The sequence below is a fragment of the Pseudomonas sp. CGJS7 genome, from assembly GCF_036961695.1.
Genome location: NZ_JBAMDI010000050.1, coordinates 1 through 11,602 on the forward strand (window position 1 = coordinate 1; position 11,602 = coordinate 11,602).

An 11,602-nucleotide genomic window follows, 5' to 3' on the forward strand; every position below is an offset into this window, starting at 1 on the left:
CGTCGCGCGTTATCTCGCCGTCGCCGCGGTGTTGCTGCTGGCGGTCTCGGCGGGTTGGGGCTGGTGGCAATACGGCGTGGTCGAACGCGCGTCCTACCGCACCGCGATGGGCGCCACCGACACCGTGCCGATGGCCGACGGTTCGCGCGTCACCCTCAGCAGCGACAGCCGCATCGAAGTGGCGTTGTCGCGCGCGCAGCGCCAAATCGAACTGGGCCAGGGCGAAGCCTTCTTCGACGTGGCCAAGGACCCGCGCCGCCCGTTCGCGGTGGCGGCCGGCGGGCGCCGGGTGATCGCGGTCGGCACTCATTTCTCGGTGCGCCGCGACGGCGCCGAGTTGCGCGTGGTGGTCACCGAGGGCACCGTGCGGCTGGAATCGGAACCGATCGGCGGCCAGCACCAGCCGACCACCTTGCTGCCGGCCGGCAGCATCGCCCTGGCCGGGCCCAACGGCGTGCTGGTGCGCAGCGTGTCGGTCGAAGAGGCCGAGCGCTATGTCGATTGGCGCAACGGCTATGTGGTGTTCCGCGATACCCCGTTGGCCGCGGCGGCGGCCGAGTTCAACCGCTACAACGCGCGCAAGCTGGTGATCGGCGATGCCGCCGCGGGTCAGTTGCGGGTCGGCGGCAATTTCCGTTGGTCCAATGCCGATGTCTTCGTCGGTTTGCTGGAGCAGGCCTTGCCGGTGCGGGCGGAGCGGCAGCAGGATCGGATCGTGTTGCATAGCCGCTGAGCAGATAAAAGCGCTGGAGCGTTCCCCGCCCACCGTCATTCCGGCGAAAGCCGGAATCCATTTTGACGTTGCTGTTGCTGTTCCCGTCTGGAGTATCGAGCAACAGCAAGATCAAAATGGATTCCGGCTTTCGCCGGAATGACGGGTCGGTGGAGTTCGGCTGTCGCCGGAATGACGGGGGAAGTGAGGTCTTCGTCGCGATCTGAGTCTCGTTTGCGGCTTGTATTCCAGACATCCCAGGGGCATGGCCCGCACCGTTACGGCGTGCCGCGGCCGCGACGCCGTGTGCCCGGGTATCGGCGCAAACCGAGCGCATGCGGGATTTCCCGTTTTCGTTCGTCTGAATTATTCGGCGGCGCCATCGAGCGCCGGTGGGGGAGGGGAGAGCCGATGGTGAAACGTCTGCGGGTGTTGTTGTTGACTCTGGCGTGCGGGGCCGCGTTGTCCGCGCAAGCGCAAGGCGGGCGGGTGGACGTTCCGGCCGGCGATCTGACCGTCGCCCTGGATACCCTGGCGCGTCAGTCCGGGGTGCAGTTCGTGTACTCGGCCGATCGGCTCAGAGGGCTGCGCACGCAGGGGGTGCGCGGCACGATGGCGCCGGCCGATGCGCTGGACCGGTTGTTGCGCGGCAGCGGTTATGTCGCGCGCCGCGACGCCTCCGGCGCGATCGCCATCGTCAAGGACAGCGCGCCGCCGGCGCGCCCGGCGCCGCCGCGGCCGATGCCGCGCGGCGCCAACCTCGACGTCGACGACGGCGAAGCCACCACGGTCGCGGTGGATCTGCAAAGCATCCAGGTCACCGGCTCGCGCATTCCGCGCGCGCAGATCGAAGGCCCGGCGCCGGTGACGGTGATGACCGCGCAGGAGATCAAGGCCAACGGCTTCACCAGCGTGCCCGACGTGCTGCGCGCGATGACCCAGAACGGCGGCGAAACCCAGAGCCAGCAATCGGCCAGCGGCGCGGATTTCTCGCCCGGCGCGCAGCAGGTCGACCTGCGCGGGCTCGGCCCCAATCACACCCTGGTGTTGGTCAACGGCCGCCGCATCGCCGATTTTCCGATGCCGTTCAAAGGCCGCAGCAACTTCACCGACATCTCCAATATTCCCTTGGGGATGGTCGAGCGGATCGAAATCCTCACCGGCAGCGCCTCGGCGATCTACGGCTCCGACGCGATCTCCGGCGTGGTCAATTTCATTTTGAAAAAGCGCGCCGACGGCACCACCGTGGATTTCCGCATGGGCGACACCACCCGCGGCGGCGGCGAGTCGTTCAATCTGAGCGTGTCCAGCGGCTACAGCAACGACCGCTTCAGCGCGGTGTACGGCCTGGAGCTGCAATCGCAGAATCCGTTGTGGGCTTATGAGCGCGCGCGCCAGGACTCCACCCGCGACGCGCCCACCGCCTCGACCCAGGCGGCGCGGCGCGGGTTTCTGCGTACCAACGGGGACGACGAATACCTCGATCCGGGCAGCGCCTGCGATGCGCTGAGCGCGCTCAACGGCGGCAGCACCCACCGCGCCTCGCGGCCGCGCTGGGGCGTGGACGGCGGCGACGGTTTCTACTGCGGCAGCGAAACCGCGATCGGCTACGGCACCATGATCAGCGAGCGCGAAGGCGTGAACTCCTACGCCTCGCTCGCTTATCGCTTCGACAACGGCGCCGAATGGTTCGCCGACCTGCAACTGGGCTATCACGAACTGGCGATGTTTCGCGACGTCGCCAGTTGGAGCCACCAGGCGGCCGACGGCAACGAGCAAGGCTATTTCTTCAACCAGGCCACCGATCAGGTTGAGTTCTGGCAGCGCCAGTTCACCCCGGAAGAAATGGGCGGGCTGGACAAGGGCACCATCCGCAATCGGCAGCGGACTTTCAGCGTCACCACCGGGTTCAAGGGGCAGCTGGGCGCGAGCTGGGATTGGGAAACCGCGCTGAGCCATTCGCAGTACCAATCCACGATCAGTTGGCCGCAGATCGTGGCCGCCAAGGCCAACGACCTGTTTCTCGGCCCGCAGTTGGGCGTGAACGACGACGGCTTGCCGATCTATAACGCCGACCCTGCGCGCTTGTACCGGCAACTGACCCGCGCCGAATACGATTCCATCGCCGCGCGCACGACCTACCAACCCAAGTCGCGCACCGACACCTTGTCGGCGACCTTCACCAATACCGAACTGTTTTCGCTGCCGGCCGGCGCAGCTGGTTTTTCCGGCACCCTGGAAGCCGGAAGTCAGAGTTACAACCTGCGCCCCGATCCGCTGGCCACCCAGTACTACTACTACAGCTGGCGCGACTCCGACGGCCACGGCAGCCGCGACCGCTGGGCCGCCGCGGGCGAGTTGCGTATGCCGTTGTTCGAGCGCCTGAACCTCAGCGTCGCCGGCCGTTACGACCAATACCGTTACAGCGGCCAGAGCATCGACAAGTTCACCTACAGCGCCGGCCTGGAATGGCGCCCGCTGGACAGCTTGCTGGTGCGCGGCTCCTACGGCACCGCGTTCCGCGCGCCGGACTTGCATTACCTCTACGCCGGCGTCGGCAACTCCGAAACCAAGGGTGTGGACTACTACCGCTGCCGCGGCGAGGAGCCGGACACCGACCTGGGCGATTGCTCGTACTCCGACGAAAACGTGATCGTCACCCGCAGCGGCAACCGCAAGCTCGGGCCGGAAACCAGCACCGCCTGGACCGCGGGCGTGGTCTTCTCGCCGCTGGCGAATCTGGATTTCTCGCTGGACTACTTCAACATCGATCTGCGCGACCAAGTCCAGGATCTGCGCATCGACGGTCTGTTGCAGGACGAAGCCAACTGCCGCCTCGGCCGGCGTCCGGACGGCAGCGCGGTCGATCCGGCTTCGCCGACCTGCCTCGATGCGCTGGCGCGGGTGGGCCGCGACGAAAACGGCAACCTGTACAGCGCCCTGGTCAATCCGATCAACGTCGCCCGCGAGCGCACCAACGGCATCGACTTCAACGCGCGCTACCGCCTGGAAACCGCGCTCGGCACGTTTCGCTTCAACGGCAGCTACAGCTGGGTGCGCGAACACGAAAGCCAGCAATACAGCGGCGACCGCGTCGAGGATCAGTTCGCGGTCAACAGCGGCTTCGACATTCCGCGCAGCAAGGCCAGCGCCAGCGTGAGTTGGGACAAGGACCGCTGGACCGCGACCTTGCACGGCGAGCGCCTGGGCAAGCTGCCCAACTACGACTCCTACAACCAATCCTACGATCCCGACGAAGGCGGCAGCCCGTGGATCGGCGCGACCTATCGCTACAACCTGTCGCTGCAATATCGCTTCACCGATCACGCCCAGCTGGCGCTGTCGGTGACCAACCTGTTCGACAAACTGCCGCCGCGCGACGCCAGTTACAGCACCTATCCCTATTACGACGTGTCCTGGTTCGACACCGTTGGCCGCCAGATCCACGTGCAGTACACGCACAAGTTCGGCGGCGCCGCGTTGTAAGCGTTTGGCTCTCCGCCGCAAGGACGCGGTGGAGAGGTTTTTGCGCGGTCTATTGCGCGCCGGCGGTGCGCGCCACCACGAAGATCCGGCGGAACTCGAACCAGGTGGTGCCGTCGCCGCGCGGCGGATAGGCGCGGTCCAGCAGCGGCGCCAGGTCCTGGCGGAACTGCTGCCACTCCGGTTCGTCCAACGCCGCCTTGACCGGACGCAGCGCGGTCCCGGTGATCCACTCCAGCACCGCGTTCGCGCCGCTCAAGCGCTGGGTGTAAGTGGTTTCCCAGGCATCGACCGCGCAGCCTTGCGCGGCCATGCGCTCGGCGTATTGGGTCGGCGTATCGACCGCGTCGTCCTCGCGCAGGCCGACCTCGCGCAAACGCTCGGCCCAGCGCGGGCTGGCGGCCAACTCGCGGGTCAGCACATGCGAGGGCGCATCGAAATTGCCCGGCACCTGGATCGCGATCCACGCGCCCGGCGGCAGCTCGCGCGCCCAGCGTTCGAGCAACTGGCGGTGCTCGGGCACCCATTGCAGCACCGCGTTGGACACGAGCACGTCGGTATCGGGCTTGGGCGTCCACTCGCGCACGTCGATCAGCTCCGCGGCGATCCCCGCCGCGCGCGCGGCGGCGACCATCTCCGGCGAGTTGTCGCTGGCTTCCAGCGCCGCATCGGGCCAACGCTGGGCCAGACTGAGGGTGAGATTGCCGGGCCCGCAGCCCAGATCGACCACCCGCCGCGGCTGTTTACTGCCGATGCGCGCGGTCAGATCGAAGAACGGCCGACCGCGCAGGTCGGCGAAATCGAGGTATTTGCCGGGATCCCACACGGGCGCGCTCCAGTTCGATAGCGATGGCCGAAATATACGCCGCCGCCGTGGCCGCCGCGTCTGCATCGGTTTGCCGGGCGTGGCCGTAGCGGCGAGGCCGCGGCATCGGTGCGCGGCCGGCCACGGTGCCCCGTACTGGGCACGACTAGACTAGGCGCAAGGGCTTCAGCGTCGGCGCGCATTCGGAGAGGCGAGATGGATCAGGCGGGCGACAACAGCATCGGCTTCATCGGTTTGGGGGTGATGGGCCAGCCCATGGCCTTGAAACTGGCGCGCGCGGGGCTGGCGCCGATCGTGTGGAACCGTTCGCCGCAGGCATTGCGGACGCTCGCCGACGCCGGCGCCAGCGTTGCCGCCGATCCAGGCGAGGTGTTCCGGCGCGCGCGGGTGGTGATCGCGATGCTCGCCAACGAAGCGGCGATCGACAGCGTGCTCGGCCGCGACGGCGCGAGTTTCGCGGTCGAGGTGCGCGACCGGGTCTTCGTGCACATGGGCACCACCTCGGCCGAGTACTCGCGCGCGCTGGAGGCCGATATCCGCGCCGCCGGCGGCGCGTACGTCGAGGCGCCGGTCTCCGGTTCGCGCGTTCCGGCCGAGAACGGCGCGCTGGTGGCGATGCTCGCCGGCGATACCGCGGCGGTGGAACGGGTGCGGCCGTTGCTGGCGCCGATGTGCGCGCAGACCTTCGTCTGCGGCGCGGTGCCCAATGCGCTGTGGATGAAGTTGTCGGTGAATCTGTTTCTGATTTCGATGGTCACCGGCCTGGCCGAGTCGGTGCATTTCGCCGAGCGCCATGGCCTGGACCTGCATCAGCTGCAGGCCGTGCTCGACGCCGGTCCGATGGCCAGCGCGGTGTCGCGGATCAAGTTGGCCAAGCTGGTGGAGGGCGACTACTCGGTCCAGGCGTCGATCGCCGATGTACTCAAGAACAATCGTCTGATCGCCCAAGCCGCGCGCACCGCCGGCATCGCCTCGCCGCTGCTGGACGTCTGCCATGCCTTGTTCGGCGAAACGCTGCAACAAGGCCATGGCGAGTCGGACATGGCCGCGGTGGTGCATGCGATCCAGGCGCGTACCGAATCCGGTGGCTGAGTCGGTCAGCGATCGACCAACGCGCTGAGCTTCTTCGGCGCCAGCGCGCAGTAGCTTTCGGTAATCAGATCGGCGATCTCATCCCAATCGCTGCGCGCGTCCAGCGCCAGCCCGACGATGTTGGCGAACCACACCGGCCGGAAGAACGGCGGCCGCGAAAATTTCGGTGCGGTCAGTCGCGCCGCCGGCAGGCGAAAGGTCAGCACCAGCAGCGGCCCGGCGTTGCCGGCGGCTTCGGCGTAGGCCGGCGGCCAGCCGTCGTGGATCATCACCGCATGGGCGAAGTTCTTCTTCGCCACCACCCATCGCGTGCCGGTCCAGGCCGATTCTTCGACCACTTCGGGCAGGCCCAGGCAGATGGCGTTGAGCCGCGACAGGATCGAAGCGGGAATCGGCGGATGCTCGGCCATCGCAACACTCCCGGCGCTGAGGCGAACGCTGTCGCGAGGCATCGTGGAGCGCGGACGCCGCCGATGCAATGCCGGCGCTTCAGTCGACCAGGAACCCCGCGGTGAGGTTGAGGATGCCGCCGGTCATCGCCGCGGCCCGGCCCGAGACCGCGTAGACCGCGCTGCCGGCGATGTCGTCCAGGCGCGGCAGGCGTTTGAGCAAGGTGCTCTCGGCCGCGCCTTCGAGCATGCTTTCCACGCTGACGCCGGCTTTGTCGGCGATGGGTTGGAACACTTCGCGCGCATGCGAGCCGGCGGCGAGCGCTTCGGGAATCGCGTGCGAGCGCATGCACACCGTGCGGATGCCGCGCGGCGCCAGTTCGCCGGCCAGATGGCGCGACATCGCTTCGATCCCGGCGCAGGCCACGCAATGGCCCAGATAGCCGGGACCGGTCATGCGCGCGACCGGCGTGGTCAGCGACAGCACCGTGCCGCCGCTGCGCATATGCCGCGCCGCGGCCTGGGCGGTGAGGTAGTGGCTGCGGATGTAGCTGTGCACCGGATGTTCGAACTCGGCCAGCGACAACTCGGCGAACGGCACGTCCTGCACATGCACGAAACCGACCGCGTTGAAGACGATGTCGATGCCGCCGGCCTGGGCGGCGACGCGCGCGGCGTGCGCATCGATCGCGGCCGCATCGAGCGCATCGACGACGGCGCTGTCGGCGCGGCCGCCGGCGGCGAGGATGTCGGCGCTGACTGCGTCGAGTTTGGATTGGGTGCGCCCGGCCAGAAACACCTGCGCGCCTTCGCCCGCGAACGCGCGCGCCACCGCGCCGCCGATGGCGCCGCCGCCGCCGTGGATCAGCGCGATCTTGCCCGCCAGTTGCCCGTCTTCCCGTGCCCGGTTCATGCCGCCTCCGAAGTCGCGATGGCGCTCGGCTGCGATCGCCGGCCGAGCCTCGTGGAGGCCTAGATAAGCCTTGCGGCGTCTTGTTGTCAACCAGTTGGTTAAATTAAGATCCGACGCATCGGACGATTGGCACCGCGAAGGAGCCAATCGCGTCGCCGGCTCAGAAGTCGCAGGCGTCCCAACCTTGCGGCGTGGTCTGGGTGGAGGCGTCCTTGAAGTGATCGCGCAACGCGCTCTGGGCCCAGTCGTCGGCCTGCGCGACTTGCGCCGCGCTGAGGTTGGCCGCGGCCGCGGTCAGTTGCTGGTCGAGCTGATCGACGCGATGCGCTTCGGCGCCGAGCCGGTACAGCTTGAGATAGCGGTAGTGCTGGACCGGGTCGTTGCCGATCAGGCCGGCGAGCAGATTCTGCGAACCCGGCCGGTAAGCCTGTTGCAGCAGATCGACCACGCGCCAATCGCCGGCGGCCAGGCCGCTGTCGATCAAAGCCGAGGTCGCGTTGCGGTACGCCTGCAAGGATTCCGGATGGCGGACCAGACTGCGCGAGTCGTACAGCGGCCCGCGTTCGAGGTAGCAGGCGCGCGCCTGCGCATCGCCCAGGCGCGCGGCCTGGGCGAGGTTGGGCAGCAAGGTGTCGAGCAGTTTGTCGTCGACGCCCGCGCACAGCGTTTGCCGGTCGCGCAAGCGCTGTTGGCGCAGCTGCATCGCATCGAGCTGCATCTGGTACGTGCGCAGCTGCGCGGCGTTCATGCCGTCGGTGGAGCGCGCGGTGAGTTCGTTGCTGGCGCCGTCGTTGTTCCATTGCGAACCGCGCAGGCCGCGGCAGCTGTCCAGATCGCGCAGCAAGCGGCTGGCCGCATCCTTGTCGCCGCCGTTGGCGCGCGCCTGCAGTTCGGCGTAGCTGCTCTTGAGCGCGGTGTTGGGCGGCGGCAGCATTCCGCGCTTGTCGCTGGGCGGGCTGGCGCCGATCGGGGCCGCGTCGGCGACCGCGTCGGCGGCCTCGGCGCCGGCCACCGCCACATGCATCGGCACCGGCGCGCGCGCCTGATCGGCGCGGCCGAGAAAGTAGGCGCCGATCGCCAGGGCCAGCGCGCAGACCGCCATCAACAAGGTGCTTTTGCTTCGCATATCGTCCCGCAGTGGCGGCCGCCGTTGGTCTCAGTCGTAGGGAAACACGCACGGGTCCCACAACGGGCCGTCCGCGTCGATCGGTTTGGCTTGGAACTGGCGATCGAAGGTCTGGTCCGCCCAGGCGTCGGCCTGGGCGATCTGCGCGGCGCTGAGTTTGGCCGCGGCGCGTTGCAGATCGCGCTCGATCTCGCCGCCGTCGCGCTCGGCCGATGCGCCGAGCCGGTACAGCTTGAGATAGCGATAGCGCTGTTCCGCATCGCCGCCGACCGCGGCCGAGAGCAGGTTCGATGCGCCGGGCCGGTAGGCGTTGCGCAGCACGTCGATCACCCGCCAATCGCCGCTGTCGATGCCGGCCTGGATCATCGCCCGCGCATCGCGCCGGTACGAACTCAAACGTTCGGGATGGTCGAGCAGATGACCCGGGTCGTAATTCGGCCCGCGTTCCAGGTAGCAGGCGCGCGCGAACGGTTCGCCCAGTTGCGCGGCGCGTTGCAGGTTGGGCAGCAGGCTGTCGAGCGCGTCTTGTCCGGCGCCGTCGCACAGCGTGCGGATCGATTGCATGTTGAGCCGCCGCGACTCCACGCCGTCGAGTTGGGCGCGGTAATTCTTCAATTGCTCGGCAGTCATCGCGTCGACCGGCTGGGCCAGCAATTCGTCGGACAACTTGGCGTTGTCGCGATCCAGGCGCTCAAAGCGCCGGCACAGGCCGACATCGCGGTACAGCCGGGTCGCGGCGGCGACGTCGCCGGCGTCGGCGCGCTTTTGCAGATCGGCGAACACGTCCTTCAAGGCGGTGCCCCGCGCGGGCAGCGTCCCTGCCGCGCCCGCGCCGGGCTTCGTCCGTGAGTGCGTTCCCTGTTCCAGGCTTCTCTCCCTCGCCGCGGCTCCATCGGCGGCGAGCGGTTCCGGCGATGGAGCGCCGGCGGAGGAACGGCCTTGAACCAGGCCGGCGTAATACACCGCGCCGGCCGCCAACAGCGCGACGGCGACCGCGAAGAGCGTGCGGCCGCGCATCAACGCGACAGCTGCGAAGCGGTCAGCGAAAACCGCTTCGCATCCGGGATCGAATCGCCGTACATGCTGGCCAACTCCGTAATGCAGTCGATTCGACCCATCGTAGCCAACTTCCTTATTGTTCGCTGGCCAGTACGTACTCCGACGCGGAGATCGAGGAGTTGCCGCTCATGATCGCGGTGTTCTTGCCCGCGGCGGCGGGCAGACCCACTTTCAGATTGACCGCGCCGGAGACCAGGGCGTCGAGGATCGGGGTGAGGATCGGCAAGCCCAGGGCGATGTTGCCGCAGCCCTTGGCCGCGGGCACGGCGAAGGAGTTGTCGACCAGGGTGTTGCCGTCGACCTGCAGGTAGCCGATGAAGTTCGGCTCATCGGTCCACACGTTGGTGACCACGCCGGGATTGCCGGCGATCGGCAGATTCGGCGCCGGCGGCGCGGTGGTGCCGGTCTGCAGCTTCAGCACGATCGGGTCCTGCACCGAACCGATGTAGCAGCTGCCGCCCAGGAACGGATTGTCCAGGCGCACGCGCACGGCCAATCGCGCCGCGGTCGGATCGCTGCCGTCGGTCGGCGGGAACAAGGCATTGCCGAAGTTGGTCTGCGCGGCCTGCACCGGTTCGATGGTGGCGTTGACGTCGTTGACCGCGCCGACGATCGCCCAGAACGCGGTCCACAACGGGCCGGGCCAGTTCGGCGCGGGATTGACGATGCCGAGCAAACCGCCGGGCACCTTGGCCGAGGGCGCCGACAGGGTCGGCGCGCCGACCGCGGCGTACAGCGGCGAGGGGCCGATGTTCTCGATCCCGCCCTGCAGCACGATCGGCTTGTCGATCGGCATGCTGGTGCTGCCGATGGTCAGCGAGCCGGAGGTGGTGCGGTTGATGACGCAGGCGGTGACCGACGGATTGGTGTACGGGCAGAACCGGAACATCGCGTACGGGCCCGAAGGCGTGCCGGCCGTGGCCGAGCCGAGCTGGCCGACTAGCAACACCGCCGTCGCCACAGCGAAAGAAAGCGACGTCTTACGCATAGTGAATCCTCCATTGATTTAGGTTGGCCGGTACGCGTCGCGGAGCGACGGCCGAGGTCGCCCGGACGGCGGCGACCTCGGCGCGGCGTCAGCGCGATGGGAGACGGTCCCAGTGTTCGAGCGGGGGTTGCGCGGGGTTCGCGGTCATCGGACGGGACACGCACCCATCCGCTGCCGACGGCCGCCGCGACGCTCGAGGCGCTTGGCGGCGCATGCGCGAATCGGCGTGTCCCTACGCCGCGCATGCGCACTACGCGAACGCTCGGCCGGGCGAGGGCGTCGCCGGCCGAGCGCGAGCGAGAGTTACGGAACCACGCGTACCGCCGGGCTGGCCACCAACGCGTTGGGCGCCTGGTTGGTGCGGGTCTGCACCGAGCACGGGCCCAGGGTGGCCTTGAACACGAAGTAGCTGTTGGCGTCGAGCACGCCGGGCACCGAGCCCGAACCCGAAGCGCTGGGGCAGTTGGCGTTGAGCGGCGCGGGGATGTTGATGCGCACGCCGCTGATGGTCACGCTCCACAGCGCCGGGGTCAGGGTCGGCGAGCCGGAGAAGACCGGGTTCGGACCGCTGTATGCGCTCGGCGCCGACAGCGGCCACGGCAGGTTGGAGGCGGTGATGCCGGCGCAGGTGGACGAACCGCTGAAGCTGGCGGCGGTCACGCTGGCCGCGCCGCCGGACAGCACCACGGTGAAGTCGGCGTTGCACGGGGCCTGGATGCCCGAATACACGGCGGTGGTCGGACCGGTGAAATGCGAGGTGCCGCTGTTGACCCACGCCGAACCGTTCCAGATCTCGTAGGAAGCCGCCGAAGCCGAGCTGGCGCCGAATACGGCCATGGCCGAGACGAGGGTGAGAAGGGACGTCTTGAACTTCGACATTGCTTGTTCTCCTGTGATGCGTCGAGGTGTACGGACACGGGCGTGTCCAAACGTGCTGTCACGGATGAAGCGGCGCCGTGGCTGCGCTGCCTGGCGGTCACGGCGCGAACCACCGCGGCCGCCCGGCGTCTGTTG

Annotated in this window: 10 protein-coding genes; 3 read left to right on the forward strand and 7 right to left on the reverse strand. The window is 68.3% G+C overall.

The genetic code is table 11. The annotated features are described in order from the left end of the window. Positions 1-733, forward strand: a 733-nt coding sequence (locus V7787_RS26545; protein WP_336090190.1) for a FecR family protein, incomplete at its 5' end; no start/stop codon positions are given. Between the two features lie 390 nt (positions 734-1,123). Continuing rightward, complete coding sequence (locus V7787_RS26550; protein ID WP_336090193.1) at positions 1,124-4,198, forward strand: TonB-dependent receptor; 3,075 nt, start codon at positions 1,124-1,126, stop codon at positions 4,196-4,198. Positions 4,199-4,247: 49 nt separating this feature from the next. Here V7787_RS26550 and V7787_RS26555 read toward each other — a convergent pair whose 3' ends face one another. Further along, positions 4,248-5,021, reverse strand: coding sequence for a trans-aconitate 2-methyltransferase (locus V7787_RS26555; protein WP_336090194.1), 774 nt, complete (start codon positions 5,019-5,021; stop codon positions 4,248-4,250). A 195-nt stretch (positions 5,022-5,216) separates the two neighbouring features. Here V7787_RS26555 and V7787_RS26560 point away from each other — a divergent pair, with 195 nt between their 5' ends. Then, positions 5,217-6,113, forward strand: coding sequence for an NAD(P)-dependent oxidoreductase (locus V7787_RS26560; protein ID WP_336090195.1), 897 nt, complete (start codon positions 5,217-5,219; stop codon positions 6,111-6,113). A 5-nt stretch (positions 6,114-6,118) separates the two neighbouring features. Here V7787_RS26560 and V7787_RS26565 read toward each other — a convergent pair whose 3' ends face one another. The 6 genes from V7787_RS26565 to V7787_RS26590 form a co-directional block, all read right to left on the reverse strand. Continuing rightward, positions 6,119-6,523 (reverse strand): MmcQ/YjbR family DNA-binding protein, encoded by a 405-nt coding sequence (locus V7787_RS26565; protein WP_336090196.1) that lies wholly within the window; start codon positions 6,521-6,523, stop codon positions 6,119-6,121. Positions 6,524-6,602: 79 nt separating this feature from the next. Next, entirely contained in the window at positions 6,603-7,415 is an 813-nt protein-coding gene (locus V7787_RS26570) for an SDR family NAD(P)-dependent oxidoreductase (protein ID WP_336090198.1), read from the reverse strand. A 160-nt stretch (positions 7,416-7,575) separates the two neighbouring features. Further along, complete coding sequence (locus V7787_RS26575) at positions 7,576-8,541, reverse strand: hypothetical protein (protein WP_336090199.1); 966 nt, start codon at positions 8,539-8,541, stop codon at positions 7,576-7,578. A gap of 30 nt (positions 8,542-8,571) precedes the next feature. Next, complete coding sequence (locus V7787_RS26580) at positions 8,572-9,333, reverse strand: hypothetical protein (protein ID WP_336090201.1); 762 nt, start codon at positions 9,331-9,333, stop codon at positions 8,572-8,574. A gap of 340 nt (positions 9,334-9,673) precedes the next feature. After that, a complete protein-coding gene (locus V7787_RS26585) occupies positions 9,674-10,588 on the reverse strand; it encodes a hypothetical protein (RefSeq protein WP_336090204.1) in 915 nt (304 codons plus the stop codon). A gap of 303 nt (positions 10,589-10,891) precedes the next feature. Beyond that, positions 10,892-11,467, reverse strand: a complete 576-nt coding sequence (locus tag V7787_RS26590) for a hypothetical protein (protein WP_336090206.1) — start codon at positions 11,465-11,467, stop codon at positions 10,892-10,894. Between the last annotated feature and the right edge of the window lie 135 nt (positions 11,468-11,602).